This is a genomic window from Rhodobacter flavimaris (assembly GCF_021378075.1).
Lineage (GTDB): Bacteria > Pseudomonadota > Alphaproteobacteria > Rhodobacterales > Rhodobacteraceae > Rhodobacter > Rhodobacter flavimaris.
Genome location: NZ_JAJUOS010000003.1, coordinates 235,648 through 253,702, shown reverse-complemented (window position 1 = coordinate 253,702; position 18,055 = coordinate 235,648). Strand labels below are relative to the sequence as shown.

15 protein-coding genes are annotated in these 18,055 nt (G+C 64.2%); 7 read left to right on the top strand and 8 right to left on the bottom strand.

What is annotated here, in order from left to right; all coding sequences use genetic code 11:
• Positions 1-49 precede the first annotated feature (49 nt).
• Complete coding sequence (locus tag LZA78_RS05955; protein WP_233676013.1) at positions 50-976, bottom strand: type II toxin-antitoxin system death-on-curing family toxin; 927 nt, start codon at positions 974-976, stop codon at positions 50-52.
• Between the two features lie 41 nt (positions 977-1,017).
• Positions 1,018-1,932 (bottom strand): FAD-dependent thymidylate synthase, encoded by a 915-nt coding sequence (thyX, locus tag LZA78_RS05950; protein ID WP_233676012.1) that lies wholly within the window; start codon positions 1,930-1,932, stop codon positions 1,018-1,020.
• A gap of 194 nt (positions 1,933-2,126) precedes the next feature.
• Between thyX and LZA78_RS05945 the strand changes: the two genes are divergently transcribed.
• From LZA78_RS05945 to LZA78_RS05935, 3 genes are all read left to right on the top strand, one after another.
• A complete protein-coding gene (locus tag LZA78_RS05945; RefSeq protein WP_233676011.1) occupies positions 2,127-3,065 on the top strand; it encodes a thymidylate synthase in 939 nt (312 codons plus the stop codon).
• A gap of 87 nt (positions 3,066-3,152) precedes the next feature.
• Positions 3,153-4,499 (top strand): hypothetical protein, encoded by a 1,347-nt coding sequence (locus tag LZA78_RS05940; protein ID WP_233676010.1) that lies wholly within the window; start codon positions 3,153-3,155, stop codon positions 4,497-4,499.
• A gap of 54 nt (positions 4,500-4,553) precedes the next feature.
• Positions 4,554-4,982, top strand: coding sequence for a VOC family protein (locus LZA78_RS05935; RefSeq protein ID WP_233676009.1), 429 nt, complete (start codon positions 4,554-4,556; stop codon positions 4,980-4,982).
• Here the strand turns inward: LZA78_RS05935 and pth are convergent, their stop codons facing one another.
• Both pth and ftrA read right to left on the bottom strand, forming a co-directional pair.
• Positions 4,983-5,666, bottom strand: a complete 684-nt coding sequence (gene pth, locus LZA78_RS05930) for an aminoacyl-tRNA hydrolase (RefSeq protein ID WP_233676008.1) — start codon at positions 5,664-5,666, stop codon at positions 4,983-4,985. It abuts the gene before it with no gap.
• A 111-nt stretch (positions 5,667-5,777) separates the two neighbouring features.
• The gene (gene ftrA, locus LZA78_RS05925) at positions 5,778-6,785 is read right to left on the bottom strand and encodes a transcriptional regulator FtrA (protein WP_233676007.1); all 1,008 of its coding nucleotides are present in this window, start codon (positions 6,783-6,785) and stop codon (positions 5,778-5,780) included.
• A 65-nt stretch (positions 6,786-6,850) separates the two neighbouring features.
• Between ftrA and LZA78_RS05920 the strand changes: the two genes are divergently transcribed.
• Positions 6,851-7,252, top strand: coding sequence for a rhodanese-like domain-containing protein (locus LZA78_RS05920; protein WP_233676006.1), 402 nt, complete (start codon positions 6,851-6,853; stop codon positions 7,250-7,252).
• 66 nt (positions 7,253-7,318) lie between these two features.
• On the opposite strand, the gene LZA78_RS05915 is transcribed toward LZA78_RS05920, so the two are convergent.
• Positions 7,319-7,930 (bottom strand): 50S ribosomal protein L25/general stress protein Ctc, encoded by a 612-nt coding sequence (locus LZA78_RS05915; protein WP_233676005.1) that lies wholly within the window; start codon positions 7,928-7,930, stop codon positions 7,319-7,321.
• 237 nt (positions 7,931-8,167) lie between these two features.
• On the opposite strand from LZA78_RS05915, the gene LZA78_RS05910 reads away from it, so the two are divergent.
• Positions 8,168-9,349: an MFS transporter gene (locus LZA78_RS05910; protein ID WP_233676004.1), complete on the top strand. Its 1,182-nt coding sequence runs from the start codon at positions 8,168-8,170 to the stop codon at positions 9,347-9,349.
• Here the strand turns inward: LZA78_RS05910 and LZA78_RS05905 are convergent.
• Complete coding sequence (locus LZA78_RS05905; RefSeq protein ID WP_233676003.1) at positions 9,340-10,503, bottom strand: alpha-hydroxy acid oxidase; 1,164 nt, start codon at positions 10,501-10,503, stop codon at positions 9,340-9,342. The genes LZA78_RS05910 and LZA78_RS05905 overlap by 10 nt on opposite strands.
• Before the next feature lie 120 nt (positions 10,504-10,623).
• Here LZA78_RS05905 and LZA78_RS05900 point away from each other — a divergent pair, with 120 nt between their 5' ends.
• The gene (locus LZA78_RS05900) at positions 10,624-11,394 is read left to right on the top strand and encodes a ZIP family metal transporter (protein WP_233676002.1); all 771 of its coding nucleotides are present in this window, start codon (positions 10,624-10,626) and stop codon (positions 11,392-11,394) included.
• 50 nt (positions 11,395-11,444) lie between these two features.
• Here LZA78_RS05900 and gatB read toward each other — a convergent pair whose 3' ends face one another.
• Positions 11,445-12,962, bottom strand: coding sequence for an Asp-tRNA(Asn)/Glu-tRNA(Gln) amidotransferase subunit GatB (gene gatB / locus LZA78_RS05895; protein WP_233676001.1), 1,518 nt, complete (start codon positions 12,960-12,962; stop codon positions 11,445-11,447).
• Between the two features lie 114 nt (positions 12,963-13,076).
• Positions 13,077-15,623, bottom strand: a complete 2,547-nt coding sequence (pepN, locus tag LZA78_RS05890) for an aminopeptidase N (RefSeq protein ID WP_233676000.1) — start codon at positions 15,621-15,623, stop codon at positions 13,077-13,079.
• Between the two features lie 257 nt (positions 15,624-15,880).
• On the opposite strand from pepN, the gene LZA78_RS05885 reads away from it, so the two are divergent.
• The gene (locus LZA78_RS05885) at positions 15,881-18,037 is read left to right on the top strand and encodes a malate synthase G (RefSeq protein ID WP_233675999.1); all 2,157 of its coding nucleotides are present in this window, start codon (positions 15,881-15,883) and stop codon (positions 18,035-18,037) included.
• The last annotated feature ends 18 nt before the right edge of the window (positions 18,038-18,055 follow it).

Below are 18,055 nucleotides of genomic sequence, written 5' to 3'. Positions count from 1 at the left end.
CGGGCGAGAGTTCGAGATAAGAAGTTGCTAACAGTAAGCGATTTCGGATTCACCGATAAGCGAGACGCCGAAGAGCATCTTCGTAAATACCAATCAAAACACGCATATCATCGACGTCTTGAAAGAACGCCTTGGAGACAACGCCGTCGCTTGGCATCAGTCCTAACTGTTCGCGAAGATGACGCACGCGCCCCTTGCCAACCACTTTAGACCAGCCGGGGAACCCTAGAGAGCAGACTTTTCGTAATTCCGGGGTCTTTTTTCTAGGCGAGAATAGGGTCCGTCTGGGCGCTTCGACATCTTCCCATCTCATGATGTCAATAGAGCCATTGTCGGGGTTTAGCATCATCACATTGTAACGTTTTAGTATTTTCTCAAGTTCACGGTAAGTAACTAGATACTGTGTGCGATCAATGAGGTGTGTGTTTTTTCTAAGATACCACGCGAGATACTCAATCTCAGGATCACTACTCGTCTTTCGTAATTCGCGGTATCTCGGAAATTTAGAGAGGCTCTTTTCTGCGACGAGAACCGTAAGATCTTCCAGTTCATTCGCTGTAGCCGTGATATGGTAGCCACTAGTCACAAGATAGTGCACAGTGCTTAGGTATGCGGTGCGCTTATTTGCGTCATGAAATGGATGATTCATAATTAGACCGTAAAGCAGGGTCGCCGCTTTTTCTGGGACTGTTTTCCATTTTGCCTCGCCCGAGAATTCGGTATGCGGTCGTGCTACTGCAGAGAGCAGTAGCCCAATGTTCTTGGGGCCAAATCCGCCGACACCCTCCCCTTCACCTTCCCTTAGAAAGTAGTCAACTACGCAGAAATGCGCCCGCAGCACCTCTTTCGCAGATATTCCTCCGGCAGGAAGACCCTCATCGAACTCCTTAACTTCATGAGCAGCGCGATAATATAAATAACTTACTTCAGGCAGTAGCGTTTCAGAGAATTTCTGAATCTCAATATTGTCGTTCAAGTGAACACTCGTCGTTGTATTATTTGTTTCTTGGGGGGGGCTCACCCCCAAACCTCCACAAACTCCCGCCACTCGCCCTTGGACATGCCCGAGGTTTCCTGCGTGACGGCCTCGCCACCCAGACGGCGCTTGAGCACTTCGACGGCCTTGCCTGACAGGTTCACCCCGCCGAGGCGGTAGTCCTCGAAGGCCGCGTAGGCCTGGGGCACCCAGTCGCGGACGATGTCGCACATCGTCTCGGCATAGACGCGGATCTCGTATTGGGCGTGGCTGTCGGCGCGCAGGCGCAGGAAGTGGAAGAGGTTGTGCAGGTCGATCTTCCAGTACCACTGGGTGTAGATGTTGGCGGGCAGGTTCATGCGCGCGAGTTCGCGCGCGAGGCCGAGCTTGCCGGTGTCCTCGTCGGGGGTGAGCATGTCCTCGTAATGGTCATAGCTGCGCATCGCGTCCTCGCGCAGCAGGTCGAGGACGCGGGCGGCCTCGGCGCCCTCAAGCACCTGGCCGCGGCCCTGGTTGTTGACCTTCGACTGGGCGGCGAGGGCTTCGGGGGCGGGGATGTAGAACTCGCGGTCGAGGATCGAGTAGCGGGCCGAGTATTCGTTGACGTTGGCGGTGCGGTGGCGGATCCACTGGCGGGCCACGAAAACCGGGAGCTTGATGTGGAACTTGACCTCGCACATCTCGAACGGGGTCGAGTGCCAGTGCCGCATGAGGTAGCGGATCAGGCCCTTGTCGTCGGACACGGCCTTGGTGCCGCGGCCGTAGGAGACGCGGGCGGCCTGGCAGATGGCGGCGTCGTCGCCCATGTAGTCGATGACCCGCACGAGGCCGTGGTCGAGCACCTCATGGGCGGTGTAGAGGCGGGCCTCCATGCCGGGCGAGGTGGCGCGCAGCGTGGTGTGGGGCTGGGCCCGCTGGGCCTCGATCTCGGCGCGCTGTTCGGGGGTAAGCGACATGGGGGTCCTCCGGCGAATAGAATCGGGACGACTATATATGCGATATGCGCTTCACGAAACCGCGAGATGCTGTGGCTCGCGCGCGAGGTGTCGCAGCAGGGGCACGGCCCTCGCGCAAAAGTGTTGAAGAATTGACTTTTGAAGGCGGTTTCGGCACCCTTGCCCTTAAGGCAGGAACACAGAAAGAAAACATAATGAGCAAGCATCTTTTCCCCTTGGTGGCAGTGCTGGCGCTGGCGGCGTGCAGCGGGCCGGCGATCGTCGATGCGGCGGACGGTTCGGCTCCGGATGGTTCGACGGATAGCTCGGGCGATGGCGGCACGTTGAACGGCGCGGATCTGGATACCCCGACCGATCTGCTGGTGAACCTAAAGTCGGTGACTTACGATCCGTCGAACGAGACGCTGCAGGTTGAGATCGTCGGTCTCGATTCCTCGCCCTCGCTGGTGCCCTATGTGCGCGACCCTGATCTGGATGTTGCGGGCTACGAGGCCTATCGCGTCCAGGAGGATGCGCTGGACCGGTTGTTCATTGCGCTGGCGAAGACCTCGGATGATGGTGCGGTGACGGCCGTTACCGTGGCCGATGGTGGCCAATTCAACAAGTATTTCGCAGGCGGCATCTACGGACGAGACGGGGATTACGATCCGGCCTCGGGTCAGGTCTCGTATGCTGGGTCCTATGCCGCCGTGACCAATATTTCGGCCGATCCGAGCTTGCCAACGAACAAGTTGATTGATCCTGGCGCGGCGGATCCGGCACTTTGGCCCAGGCAGGCGGCGCGCATCGAGGGCAAGATTTTCCTCGATGCGAACTTTAGCGACAACCTCGTGAACGGCGCGATCTACGACCGCGTGCTGCTTGATGTGACCGACACCCCGGTGTCGATCGGTGACGTGATCCTAGTTTCGACGGACATCGCTACGGATGGCACCTTTGCCGGAGCGGCCGAAGACCCGGATCAGACCGTCATCGGTTCCTATGGTGGTATCTTCGGCGGGACGGGTTCCAGCTCGGTCGCCGGTGCGGTGCATCTTCAAGAGCATATCGAAGGTGTCGAGAACGAGCAGGAGCACGGTATCTTCGCGATCGGTCAGTGCGAGCCGCTCACGCCGGGCTGCGGCGTGCCGTAAGAGATGCCTTCGCATCGCCTGCGACTGGCTCTCGTCGCCCTCTTGCTCTTGATAGGGCGGGCGGCGAGTGCTGAAGTCGCCGGGGCCGTGCCTGTCGCGCAAGCGCCCGTCGCGCAGCTTGAGGTCGCTGCTGCGGCGATGGCGCAGGTAGGTCACCGGTACGAAGCCCTTTCGCTTGCCGAAAAGATACTGCTGCGCGATCCGGAAAACGCTTTGGCGCATTTTATCGTCGCGCGCGAAATGCTGGCGGAGGGCAAGACCGACATCGCCCGCGAAGCTGCTGCGCGCAGCTTTGCGGGGGCGGGCACCGACCGGCAGCGCTATGAGGCTGCTGTCTTGGCTGCCAAGGTCGCGGTGACAGACAAGCGCTGGATTTCAGCGCAATATTGGGCGCGCCATTCGATCCAATATGCCCCCGACGCCGCGCTCAAGGATGTCGCTGTGCAGGACTATTACCGCTTGCGCGGTGAAAGCCCGTTGAACTGGTCGCTCCGGCTTGGGCTGCGCCCCTCAAGCAATGTCAATGGCGGGGCGGACAGTCGTCTGAACGTGATCGACGGCTACGACGCGGTCGGTGTCCTGAGCGACGATGCGCTGGCCTTGTCGGGGTTGGTGGGGACGCTGAATTTTGACGCGAGCTACCGGATCGCCGGCAGCGCGCGGGCCGAGACCCGTCTGGGCGGCAGTTTCTACCTGCGCGGAGTGGAGTTGTCCGGTTCACCCACGATGACCCCCTCTTATCTGCCGGGCGACCCGGTGCCTGACCCGGTCGAGATTTCAAACTCGGACTATTCGATGGCAGCGCTTGGGGTGAGCCTCAAACAGCGCTACATGCTCGATCCGCTGACGCAGCTGTCGGGGACGGTCGAGGCCGGGCAGCTGTGGGACGGCGGCGAACCGGGATATGGTTATGCCGGAGTTCATCTGCGCGGCGATCGCAGGCTGGGCGGCGCCCCGGACGCGACGCGGCTAAGTCTGGGGCTGGGTGTCGAGCGGCGCGAGTGGAATGACTCGGTGCAGAGCGACACGCGACGCGATTTGACCTTTGGACTGACGCGGTCCGTGCCGGGTGGCGATCTTAGCGGGTCGATGCGGCTACTCGATGTTGCCTCGAACAACGGGCAGGCGCGGTCGTGGTCGGTGTCGGGATCGTTGCGGTATGAGCCCGAGGCGCGGCTTGGGCCGTTGGCCTATGCGCTGAGTGCGGGGATCGGGCGCACGGTCTATCCCGATTACAGCGTGCTGTGGATGCATCCCGATGGCGGACGACAGGATCAGACCGTCTTTGGCGAGGTCGGGATGTGGGCGCCTGACTACGGCTATGCGGGGTTCACCCCGGAGTTGCGCGTGCAGGCGCTGCGGGTGGACAGTAATGTCAGCCGCTTCACGCGCTCGGAAATGTCCCTGGCTGTGGGGCTGCGCTCGAACTTCTGAGCCTTGCGTCCCTGACTGGTCGGGCTAGGTTCGGATCAGGCGAAGGAGGCTGCGATGAAAATCAGATATCTGCACACGATGGTCCGGGTTCTCGACCTGGACAAGAGCATGGCGTTTTACGCGCTCTTGGGGCTGAAGGAGACGCGGCGCTACGAGAGCGAGCAGGGCCGCTTCACGCTAATTTTCATGGCGCCGGAGGGGCAGGAGGACTGCCCGGTCGAGCTGACCTGGAACTGGGATGGCGATGCGGGCTTGCCCTCTGACAGCCGTCACTTCGGGCATCTGGCCTATGAGGTCGAGGACATTTACGCGATGTGCCAGCACCTGATGGACAATGGCGTGACGATCAACCGCCCGCCGCGCGACGGGCGCATGGCCTTTGTGCGCTCGCCGGACAATGTCTCGATCGAGCTGCTGCAGGCGGGTGGGGCGCTTGCCCCGGCCGAGCCTTGGGTCAGCATGGAGAACACCGGCCACTGGTGATCAGGGCTTGAAGCGATCCGCGAGTTTTTGCAGCGGCGTCCGGGTATCCTCGGGCGCCGTTTGCGTGGGGGCGGCGGGTTTCGGCTCGGGCGGTTTGGTGCCGGTCGAGGTGCGCGGTGGCGCGGTGCGCAGGCTGACGGCGTTGAGAAAGCGCGGCCCGTCGCCTGCGGCGAGCGCGGCGGCGCCGTCCGAGATGCCGCGCAGCAGGTCATCGAGCCAGTTCTGGTCGGCCTTGGCGAAATCCGAGAGCACATAGGGCGCGACGCGGTCCTTGTGGCCGGGGTGACCGATACCGAGGCGGACGCGCGCGTAAGTCTCTCCCAAGTGCTGGTGGATCGAGCGCAGCCCGTTGTGACCCGCGTGTCCGCCGCCCGATTTCAGGCGGATCTTGCCGGGGGCGAGGTCCAGCTCGTCATGGAAGACGGTGATGGCCTCGGGTGGGATCTTGTAGAAATCGGCGGCGGCGCGCACCGACTGACCCGAGAGGTTCATGAAGGTTTCGGGTTTGAGCAGGATGATGCGGGCGGAGCCGAAGCGTCCCTCGGAGACGAGGCCCTGGAAGGCCTTGCGCCAGGGGCCGAAGCCGTGATCGGCGGCGATGCGATCGAGCGCCATGAAGCCGATATTGTGCCGGTTGGCGGCGTATTTCGCGCCCGGATTCCCGAGGCCGACCCAAAGCTGCATGGCGCATCTCCTTTCGTCCGGGTTTTAGCGGTGGCGGGGGCAGGGGGCCAGCCCCCTCTTTGCGCGTGCCGCGCAAATTCACCCCCGAGGTATTTTATCCAAGAAGAAGGGTCAGGCGCTGGAGCGGGAGAAGCGGCGGCGCCAGGCCGAGGGGGAGAGGCCGTAGCGGGCGTGGAAATGGTGGCGCAAGAGGGCTGCGGAAGAAAAGCCCGAGGCCTCGGCCACGGCGTCGATGCTGTCGGTGCCGCTTTCGAGGAGTTCGGCGGCGCGGGTCAGGCGGGCCTCTGCCAGGAAGCGGATGGGGGTGGTGCCGGTGGCCTCGTTGAAGCGGCGCAGGAAGGTGCGTTCGGAGAGGCCCGCGCGGGTGGCCAGCGACTTGACCGAGGGGGTTTCGGTGAGGTTAGTGCGGATGCTCTCGATCAGGGGGGAGAGGCGGGCAGCCTCGTGATTGCGGGGGACGGGGCGGGGTAGGAACTGGGCCTGGCCGCCCTCGCGGTGGGCGGGCATGACGAGGCGGCGGGCGACGGAATTGGCGGCCTCGGCGCCGAAGTCGCGGCGGATGATGTGGAGGCCGAGGTCCATGCCTGCGGCGGAGCCGGCCGAGGTCAGGATCTGGCCTTCGTCGATATAGAGCACCTCGGGGCGCAGATCGACGTTGGGGTGGCGGCGGGAGAAGGCCTCGGCGTAGCGCCAATGGGTGGTGGCGGCGCGGTGATCGAGCAGCCCCGTGGCCGCCAGGACGAAGGCGCCCGAGCAGATCGAGGCGAGGCGGGCGCCGCGGGCATGGGCCGCGCGCAGGGCCTGGGTGAGTTCGGGCGGCACCGGGGATTCAGCGCCTTTCCAGCCGGGAACGACGATCAGGCCTGCGTCGGCCAAGAGCTCTGTTCCTCCGTTCGCCGTGACGCTGAGGCCGCCTTGCGCGCGTAGCGGGCCGGGTTCGATTGCGGCGGTGGCGAAGCGATACCAGTTCGGTCCCATCTCGGGGCGGGAGAGGCCGAAGATCTCGGCCACGATGCCGAACTCGAAGGTGCAGAGCCCGTCATAGGCCAGCGCCACGACCCGGTTGTTGGGGATCGGCGGCAAATCGAGAAATGGCAGAATGTTTTCGTTCGTTGTCATTATGCCAGCTTACGCGGGTTTCCCTGCTGCGGCAAGATAGGTCCATCGAAGCAATGGAGAGACCAATGAATGCCGTCCTGAAACGCCCCGCGCCCGGCGCCGAAGCAATTATCGCGCCGCTTGAGGTGCAATGCGCGCTGCATACCGATTGCTCGGATGTCCATGCCGTCTTCGCGGCGGGGGGCGATCCGGGGTTCGTGCTGCTGCACACGATGGGCACGCCCGAGACCTATGCGCGCCGCCATGTGCCCAAGTCGGTCTTCTTGCCGCATCGCTTCATCACCGAAGAGCGTATGGCCGAGTGGCCCGAAGGGACGCTGTTCGTGGTCTATTGCTCGGGGCCGCATTGCAACGCGGCAGAACAGGCGGCGCTCGCGCTGGCCAAGTTGGCGCGGCCCGTGAAAATCATGCTGGGCGGCATCATGGGCTGGGAATTCGAGGGCTACGCATTTGCCCACGGCGCCTGACACCGTGCGACACAAAGAAAAACGCCGGGCCAAGGCCCGGCGTTTCGCATTTCGGAGAGTAACGAATTACTCTTCGGCAGATTCTTCTTCGTTGTCCGACGAGCGCAGGCCCGAGGGGGCAGCGATGTTGGCGATGACGAAGTTGCGATCGATGGTCGGCTTGCAGCCTTCCGGCAGGGCGATGTCGTTGATGTGGATGACGTCGCCGATCTGCTTGCCGGTCAGGTCCACGGTGATGTGGTCCGGAATGTCACCGGCCTGAACTTCCAGTTCGACTTCCGGGCGAACCACGGTCAGGGTGCCGCCGCGCTTGAGGCCGGGCGCCGCTTCGTGGTTCTCGAAGGTCACGTGGATGAACAGGTTGATGCGCGAGGCGCGGTGGGTACGCATGAAGTCGATATGCGTCGGCAGGTCCTTGACCACGTCTTTCTGCACGCCGCGGCAGATCACGCGCACGTCGTCCTGACCGGCAACCTGAAGGTTGAACAGGGTCGACATGAAGCGGCCCTTGCGCAGGCGGGTCAGCAGCTTGTTGTAGTCGAGGTTGATGGCGAGCGGGTCTTTGCCGTCACCATAGACGATGCCGGGCACATAGCCCTCACGACGTGCTGCGCGAGCGGCCCCCTTGCCCGTCCCCGTGCGCACGACGGCTTCGATCGTTTCGATCTCTTTAGCCATTTTGCAATTCTCCAATTGGCGTTTCAGGCCCCCTCCAAGGGTGTGGGCCCATGAGCGTGCGCGCATACGCGCAAATGGCTTGGATGGCAAGGGGGCGCGGCGCATTTGTTGCGCGGGGCCGTGTTTCATCACGCTTTGGTAACAGCTTGCGCGGGGCTTTGCCAATCGGGCCTTGGGCGGGGCTTTCGGGGGCGTGTCGGTCGTGGTAGCGCCAACGCAAGTGAGAAGGGGATACGGATGAGCTTTGCGGCCGAGATACGCGCAAGCCGGGCCACGGGTGCGGCGCTGGCGATGCTGGGCGCCTATTGGGGCGGGTTTGTTCCCTGGCTGCCGGAATACAAGGCGCGGATGGGTGTGAGTGACGCCGTTCTGGGGCAGATCCTGCTGGCCTCGGCGGCGGGCGGGATGCTGGCGATGGCGGTGGCGCCGCGTGTGGGGCGCTGGCTTGAGGCGCGGCTTGGCGGGCGGGCGATGCTGCCGCTGGGGCTCGTGCTGGCGTTGGCGCATCTGTTACCGCTGGCGGTCGGCGGACCATGGGGGATGGTGGCGGCGCTCTTGGCGATGGGGGCGGCGATGTCCTCGCTCGATATCGCAGCGAATGTGCATGTCTCCGAGGCGGAAGAGCGCGAGGGGCTGCACCTGATGAACCTCAACCACGCGCTGTTCTCGCTGGCCTTCGCGGTTTCGGCGGTGGGTAACGGGTTGGCGCGGCGGGCCGGGGCGCCGCCCGAACTGGCCTTGCCGGTCGTTGCGGTTGTGCTGGCGGTTATGGCGGTTATCTTCCTTGGCCCGCGCGACGCGGTCCATCAGGCGTCAGCGGGCGAGGAGGCCCGACCGCGCGGCGGTTTCGTTCCGCTGGCGCTGGTGATCGCGGGCGGCACGGTTTTGTTTGCGGCCTTCGTGGCCGAGAACTCGGTCGAGACCTGGGCCACGTTCCATTTCGAGCGCAACCTGGGCGCGGCACCGGGCGAGGGCGCCTTTGGCCCGGCGATGTTTGCCTTCATGATGGGGGTGGGGCGGCTCTTTGGGCAGGCGCTGGCACGGGTGCTGGGTTCTGTGCGGCTCTTGATTCTGTCGGCGGGGTTGGGTGTCTTTGGCGCGCTGATCGTGGCGCTGAGCGGCGCGCTTGGCCTCTCGATCTTGGGCGTGGCGCTGATCGGGCTGGGGGCTGCGGTGGTGGTGCCGTCGGCCTCGTCGCTGATCGGGCATGCGGCCCCGCCGCAGGCACGGGCGCGCGCGATCTCGCTGACCTGGATGGTGGGCTTCACCGGCTTCTTCATCGGGCCAGTGGTCATGGGGCTGATTGCCCAGACCGTGGGGCTGTATTGGGGCTTTGGCCTGATCGCGGTGCTGATGGGCAGTATCGTGCTGGCACTCGGGCCGCTGAGGCAGCCCGAGGCCCGCGCCGCTCAGCTATAGGCGTTCAGGAACCCGTGCGGGATCAGCAGGTTCTCGCGCTTGAGGTCATGCACGTTGCGCTCGCCGCATAGTGCCATCGAGATGTCGAGTTCCTTCTGGATCACCTCGAGCGCCTTGGTCACGCCCGGCTCGCCCATGGCGCCAAGTCCATAGACGAAGGCGCGCCCGATCATTGTGCCCTTCGCACCAAGCGCCAGCGCCTTGAGTACGTCCTGACCCGAGCGGATGCCGCTATCAAGCCAGACCTCGGTCTTGTTGCCGACTGCCGAGACGATCTCGGGCAGCACGCGGATCGAGGACAGCGCGCCATCGAGCTGACGCCCGCCATGGTTCGACACCACGATGGCATCGGCGCCCACCGAGGCCGCCATCTCGGCATCCTCGACGTCCAAAATGCCCTTCAGGATGACCTTGCCGCCCCACATATCCATCAGCTTCTTGATCTTGTCCCAGTTCAGCGTCGGGTCGAATTTCTCGGCCGTCCAGGTGGACAGCGAAGAGGGGTCGGAGACGCCCTCGACATGGCCCACGATATTGCCGAAGAAGCGCCGCTTGGTGCCCAGCATCTCAAGGCCCCATTGCCACTTGGTGGCCAGGTCCATCAGCACGGGCAGGGTGAATTTCGGCGGCGCGGTCAGGCCGTTCTTGAGGTCTTTGTGGCGCTGGCCAAGGATTTGCAGGTCAACCGTGATCACCAGCGCCGAACAGCCCGCCGCCTTGGCGCGGTTCAGCACGTCGCGGTTAAACTTGTCGTCGTTGAGCGTGTAGATCTGGAACCAGAAGGGCGCCTGCGTCGCCTCGGCCACGTCCTCGATCGAGCAGATCGACATGGTCGAAAGGGTGAAGGGAACCCCGAACTTGGCGGCGGCGCGCGCGGCCTTTATCTCGCCATCGGCGCGCTGCATCCCCGTCAGCCCGACCGGCGCCAGCGCCACCGGCATGGCCACCTTCTGCCCGACCATCGCGCTTTCGGTCGAGCGCCCCGACATATCCACGGCCACTTTCTGGCGCAGGCGGATCTGCGCGAAATCAGAGGTATTTTCGCGGAAGGTCTGTTCGGAATACGATCCGCTTTCCGCGTAATCGTAAAACATCTTGGGGGTGCGGCGCTTGTGCAGGCGCTTCAGGTCGTCGATGCAGGTGATGACTGGCATGGTCCCTCCGCTGATTGGTTAGTTGGGTTTACCAATTTTGCGCGTTTGAGGCAATCCTGAACTTTAGCATCTTGCACTTTGCGGGAGGCTCGGGTGGATTGCCCCCAAACGGAGCATGCGATGGACAATATTCTTTACGGGGTGGCGGGCGGCCTCGTGGCGGCCGCGGCAACCACGGCGGGGGCCATTCCGGCTCTGATCGGCAAGTCAATGTCGCAGCGCACGGCCGACACGATGCTGGGGTTCGCGGCGGGGGTGATGCTCTCGGCCTCCTATTTCTCGCTGATCCTGCCTGGCATCGCGGTGGCCGAGCAGATGTTCGGCGCGGTCTGGATCGCGGCAGCGGTGGCGGCGGTCGGAATCGCGCTTGGGGCGGGTTTCGTGGCATGGCTCAACCATATCCTGCCGCATGAGCATTTCACCTCGGGGCGTGAAGGTGCGGATGCCGCGCGCCTAGCGCGGATCTGGCTGTTTGTGCTGGCGATTACCATCCACAATATACCCGAAGGCCTGTCGATCGGCGTGGCCTTCGGCGCCGATCGCGCCAAGGGGCTTTCGGTGATGACCGGCATATCACTGCAAGACATCCCCGAGGGGCTGGCTGTCGCGGTCGCACTGGTGGGGCAGGGCTACACCCGAACCCGCGCCTTCTTCGTCACCATGCTGACCGGACTTGTCGAGCCGGTCGGCTCGCTGGTCGGAGCGACGGCCGTGTCGATCTCGGGCACGCTGTTGCCGTGGGGGCTGACCTTCGCGGCGGGCGCGATGCTCTATATCATCAGCCACGAGATCCTGCCCGAGACGCACCGCAACGGGCATCAGAACCGCGCAACGGCGGGCATGCTGTTCGGCCTGATCCTGATGATGTTCCTGGATGTGACGCTAGCCTAAGGGCCGGCCGGAACTGCAAAGGGCGCCCGCAGGCGCCCTTTTTAGTTGTATCAGAGGCCGAGTTTCTTCGCCACGATCTCGTTCACCGCCGCCGGGTTTGCCTTGCCGCCCGAGGCCTTGATGACCTGTCCGGTGAACCAGCCCGCAAGCTTCGGGTTCTGCTGGGCCTTCTCGACCTGCGCCGGGTTGGCGGCGATGATCTCGTCCACCGCCTTCTCGATCGCGCCGAGGTCGGTGACCTGCTTCATGCCGCGCGCCTCGACGATCTGTGCCGGGTCGCCGCCCTCGGTGTAGACGATCTCGAACACGTCCTTGCCGATCTTGCCCGAGATGTCGCCCGCCTTGATCAGCTTGATGATGCCGCCAAGCTGCGCCGGGTTGACCGGGCTGTCGGTGATCTCGTGCCCTTCCTTCTTGAGGCGACCGAAAAGCTCGTTGATGACCCAGTTGGCCGCCAGCTTGCCGTCGCCCGCCTCGGCTACCACTGCCTCGAAGTAATCCGCGTTCTCGACCTCGGCAGTCAGCACCGAGGCGTCGTATTCCGACAGGCCGAGATCCGTGACGAAACGTGCCTTCTTCTCATCGGGCAATTCCGGCATGGTTGCGGCGATGTCGTCCACCCAGCCCTGCTCGATTTCCAGCGGCAGCAGGTCGGGGCAGGGGAAGTAGCGATAGTCATGCGCCTCTTCCTTGGAACGCATCGAGCGCGTCTCGCCCTTGTCCGGATCATACAGGCGGGTTTCCTGTACGACCTTGCCGCCATCCTCGACGATGGCGATCTGGCGGCGGGCCTCGAATTCGATGGCCTGCTGAATGAAGCGCATCGAGTTCATGTTCTTGATCTCGCAGCGCGTGCCAAGATGCGAGAAATCGCCGCCTTCCTGGAATTTCTCATAGGCGCCCGGCTTGCAGACCGAGACGTTCACGTCGCAGCGCAGGTTGCCGTTTTGCATGTTGCCGTCGCAGGTGCCTAGGTAACGCAGGATCTGGCGCAGCTTGCCGACATAGGCGGCTGCTTCCTCGGGTCCGCGGATGTCGGGGCGCGAGACTATTTCCATCAGCGCGACGCCGGTGCGATTGAGATCGACGAAGGACATGTTCGGGTCCATGTCGTGGATCGACTTACCAGCGTCCTGTTCAAGGTGGATGCGCTCAATCCGCACGCGGCGGGCAACGCCCGGCCCCATGTCGACGATGATCTCACCCTCACCCACGATGGGGTGGTAAAGCTGGCTGATCTGGTAGCCCTGCGGGAGGTCCGGGTAGAAGTAGTTCTTGCGGTCGAAGGCGGAACGCAGGTTTATCTCGGCCTTCAGGCCAAGCCCGGTGCGCACGGCTTGGGCCACGCAGAACTCGTTGATCACCGGAAGCATCCCCGGCATTGCCGCGTCCACGAAGGCCACGTTCGAGTTGGGTTCCGCTCCGAAGGTCGTCGAGGCGCCCGAGAAGAGCTTGGCGTTCGAGCTGACCTGGGCGTGAACCTCAAGGCCGATCACCAGCTCCCAGTCGGATTTCGCGCCAGCAATGACTTTGGGTTCGGGGGCTTTATAGGAAAGGTGGTCGAGCATGGTCCGCTTCCGTCATCCGTAGGTTACCTGCCTTCTAGGACAGGGGCGCGCGAGGGGCAAGCCTTGCTGCGCTGGCGGCGGAGGCAGAAGGGGGCGCTGCCCCCTTCTTGCCGGTTACCCCAGAAGCCGCGCAGTCATTTCCGACAGGTCTCGGCTGAGGCCTTCGGTCGAGGCGATGCGTTCGAGTTCCGCGCGGACCAGCGTTTGGCGCGTCTTGTCATAGCGCGGCCAGGTTTCGAAGGCCGTGGACATGCGCGCTGCCGTTTGCGGGTTGAGCGGGTCGAGGCGGAGCAGCCAGTCGCCATAGAAACGGTAGCCCGCGCCATCCGCCCGATGGAAGCCCGCGTGGTTGGCGGAGAAGCCGCCGAGCAAGCTTCGGAAACGATTGGGGTTTTTCCACTCGAATGCCGGGTCGGCTGCGAGGGCAGTGACGCGCTCGGCGGCGGTTTCGGGCGGGCAGAGTGAGGCTTGCACCAGGAACCACTTGTCCATCACCAGCCGCACATCTTGCCAGCGGCTGCGGAACTGTTCGAGCGCGTCTTCGGCTTTGCCTGCGGTAATCAGATTCGACAGGGCGCCGAGGCTTTCGGTCATGTTGTCGGCCGATGCAAAGAGGGCTGCTGCTCGTCTGGCGCCGTCGATTTGCGTCAACAGCGCCAGTGCCGCAAGGCGCAGGGCGCGGCGACCCGCCGGGGCGGCGTCGGGGGTATAGGCGCCGGGGACGGCCATGGCTTCGTAGGTTGCGCTCAGCGCGGCCTCGTGGCGGTGGGCCAGCGTGGTCATCAGCGCGCCCCGGGCGGTGTGGATCGCCTCCGGGTCGGGGGTGGTGCCGCTTGCGTGGAGGGCCTGAGCAATCTCATCCTCGCCGGGTAGGCGAAGGATCAGGGCGCGGAAGGCCGGGTCGGCGCTGTCATCGGTCAGAAGGCGGCCGATGGCGTCAAGATATTCGGCCTTGGGCGGGGCGCCCTTGGTCATATCCATGAGGGTTTGGCGGGCGAGGCTGCGGGCGGCCTCCCACCGGTTGAAGGGGTCGGTGTCATGCGCCAGCAGAAAGGCCTGTTCGGCGGGGCTTGCGGCGCGCTCCAGCACGACGGGGGCAGAGAAGTTGCGCAGGATCGAGGGCACCGGGCGCGAGGAGAGGCCGGGGAAGGTAAAGCTCTGCCGTGCCTCGGTCATCTCAAGGACGGTCGTCGGCACCACCTCGTCGCCGTTGGGCGACAGCAGCCCCACGGCGATCGGCATATGGCGGGAGGCCTTCAGCGGCTGGCCGGGGGTAGGGGGGGTGTGTTGCTCGAAAGTCAGGGTGTAGTTGCCATCGGCGTAATCGTCGGTCACGCTCAGGCGCGGGGTGCCCGCGTCGGTGTACCAGTGCTTGAACTGGCTCAGATCGCGGCCCGAGCTGTCCTGAAACACCGCAATCCAGTCCTCAATCGTGCAGGCCTGCCCGTCGTGGCGGTCGAAATATAGGTCGAGCGCCTTGCGGTAGCCGTCATCGCCCACCAGCGTGCGCAGCATTCCCACAACCTCGGCCCCTTTTTCATAGACGGTCGCGGTGTAAAAATTGTTGATCTCGCGGTAGTGGTCGGGGCGCGGGGGATGGGCGAGCGGGCCTTGATCCTCGCGGAACTGGCGGGCGCGCAGGGCGATTACATCCTCGATCCGCTTGACCGGGCCAAGGCGCATGTCGGCGGTGAAGGACTGGTCGCGGAAGACGGTCAGCCCCTCTTTCAGGCACAGCTGGAACCAGTCGCGGCAGGTGATGCGGTTGCCGGTCCAGTTGTGGAAATACTCATGCGCGATGACCGCCTCGATCCGCTCGTAATCGGTGTCCGTCGCGGTCTCGGGCGACGCCAGCACCAGCTTGGAGTTGAAGATATTCAGCCCCTTGTTCTCCATCGCGCCCATGTTGAAGTCATCGACCGCAACGATGTTGAAGATGTCGAGATCGTATTCGCGCCCGTAGGCCTCTTCGTCCCATTTCATCGAGCGTTGCAGCGCGCCAAGGGCGAAGGCGCAGCGGTCCTCGTCGCCCGGGCGCACGTAGATATTCAGCGCGACCGCGCGGCCCGAGGCGGTGGTGAAGCTGCCCGAATGCGCGACCAGATCGCCCGCGACGAGGGCGAAGAGATAGGCGGGTTTGGGCCAGGGGTCGTCCCATTCGGCCCAGCCGGGCCCCGAGGCGACCGGGTTGCCGTTCGACAGAAGGACGGGCAGATCGCCCTCGATCCGCACGTGGAAGGGGGCCATCACGTCGGGGCGGTCGGGGTAATAGGTGATCTTGCGAAAGCCCTCGGCCTCGCATTGGGTGCAATACATGCCGTTGGACATGTATAGGCCCTCAAGCGCGGTGTTGCCCTCGGGGGCGATCTCGACCTCGGTCTCCAGGGTAAAGGGCGCTTCGGGCAGGGCTGCGGGGTGGATCGTCATGCCGCTCGGGGTGATGAGGTAGTCCGACGGCGTCAGCGCCACCCCGTCGATGGCCGCCGAGATCAGGCGCAGTTGCTCGCCGTCGAGGCGCAGGGCGGCACCGGGGGAAAGCGGCGTCATTTCGATGCGCGTCTGAACGCGCGTCGCGCCCGGGGCCAGCCGGAAGCAGAGCGAGACCTTGTCGATGCTGAACGGGTGGGGGGTGTAATCGGCCAGGTAGGTGGTGCCGTCCATGACTGCTCCTGCAAACGTTTTCGGGCGGAGCCTAGGGCGCGGTTCGCGGGGGTTCAAGCCGATGGCGGGTCACAGCTTGCGGCGTAGGCAGGCTGGCAGGCGGGTGCCGGTTTTTCAGGACATGTTGGGCCGAAAATCGCTCAAATTGCCGAAATTGGTTAGGGCGGCTCACCAAAATTGTATCAGAATGCTGCAAATCTCTGGACAGGGCGGCACGACTGCCCAAGATTAGGTCTGCATGTCAGGGGAGGCAGAAGATGGAACGAGTGGAGCGCGAAGGTCTTGAGGTTGCAGCCGAACTGGCTGCCTTCATCGAGGAACGGGCGCTGCCTGGCACGGGCGTCGATACCGCGAAGTTCTGGAAGGGGCTGTCGGCCCTGCTGCATGACCTCGGGCCGACGAACCGGGCCCTGCTGGACAAGCGCGAGGCGATTCAGGCGCGGATCGACGACTGGCACCTGCATAACCGTGGCAAGGGGCATGACCCGGTCGCCTACAAGGAATTTCTGGTCGAGATCGGCTATCTGCTGCCCGAGGGGCCGGATTTCGACATCGAGACCCCTGCGACCGACCCTGAATTCGCCGATGTTTGCGGGCCGCAGCTTGTCGTGCCGATCACTAATGCGCGCTATGCGCTCAACGCCGCCAATGCGCGCTGGGGTAGCCTTTATGATGCGCTTTACGGCACCGATGCGTTGGGTGACCGCGCTGAGGGGGCAGGGTTCGATGCGGCGCGTGGCGCGCGGGTGATCGCGCGGGCGAAGGCGTTTCTGGACAAGGCCGCGCCCTTGGTGGGGGGCAGCTGGGCCTCGGTCACGCGGCTTTGGGTGCAGGATGGCGGGCTTTTCGCAGAGGGCGAGGAGGAAACCGGCCTGCGCGATCCGGCTCAATTCGCGGGCTATGCCGGCGCGGCGGTCGCGCCAACCTCGGTCGTGCTGAAGAACAACGGGCTGCATGTGATCGTGGACATCGACCCCGAGCACCCCATCGGCTGCGGCGATCCGGCGGGGATCAGCGATGTGCGGCTTGAATCCGCGCTCTCGTCGATCATGGATTGCGAGGATTCGGTGGCCTGCGTCGATGCGGACGACAAGGTGCAGGCCTATTCCAACTGGCTTGGCCTGATGCGCGGCGATCTGACCGAAGTTGTCAGCAAGGGCGAGTGCAGCTTTGTTCGCGCGCTGAACCCGGATCTGAGCTTCACTGCCCCAGAGGGGGGCGAGGTCACGTTGAAGGGCCGTGCCCTGATGCTGGTGCGCAATGTGGGCCACCTGATGACCAACCCCGCGATCCTGACGCGCGATGGCGATGAGGTCTTCGAGGGGCTGATGGATGCGATGGTCACCACGCTTTGCGCGCTGCACGACCTGCAAAAGGACGCGGGCGCGCGCAACTCGGTCACCGGTTCGGTCTATGTGGTGAAGCCCAAGATGCACGGCCCGGAAGAGGTCGCCTTCGCCTGCGAGATATTCGACCGGGTCGAGGACTGCCTTGGCCTGCCGCGCCATACCGTGAAGCTGGGCATCATGGATGAGGAGCGCCGGACCTCGGTCAACCTCAAGGAATGCATCCGTGCCGCCAAGCACCGCGTGGCCTTCATCAACACGGGCTTCCTCGACCGCACGGGCGACGAGATCCACAGCTCGATGGAGGCCGGGCCGATGCTGCGCAAGGGCGAGATGAAATCCCAGCCCTGGATCCAGGCCTATGAGGATCGCAACGTCGATATTGGCCTGAAATGCGGGCTGGCGGGCAAGGCGCAGATCGGCAAGGGGATGTGGGCGATGCCCGACCGCATGGCCGACATGCTGGAGCAGAAGCTGGCTCATCCGATGGCCGGCGCGAACTGTGCCTGGGTTCCCAGCCCCACGGCGGCCACGTTGCACGCCACGCATTACCACCGGGTCGATGTGAAGGCCCGCCAGCGCGAGATCGCGGCGATGAAGCGCCCCTCGCGGCTAGACGATCTGCTAACGATCCCGCTGGCAGCGGGGCGCAACTACTCGGATGCCGATATCACCGCCGAGATCGAAAACAATGCACAGGGCATTCTTGGTTATGTCGTGCGGTGGGTCGATCAGGGGGTGGGGTGCTCGACTGTGCCCGACATCCACGACGTCGGCCTGATGGAGGACCGCGCGACCTGCCGGATCAGCTCGCAGGCGTTGGCGAACTGGCTGCATCATGGCGTGGTCAGCGAGGGCCGCGTGATGGAGGCACTGCGCAAGATGGCCAAGGTGGTGGATCGCCAGAACGCGGGCGACCGGAACTACACCCCGATGGCGCCGGGCTACGACGGGCTTGCCTTCCAGGCGGCTTGCGATCTGGTCTTCTTGGGGCGTGTGCAGCCCTCGGGCTATACCGAGCCGGTTCTGCATCAGCGCCGGGCACAGGTGAAGGCGCTTGTGCGCTAAGCGCCTATAGCACGGGCA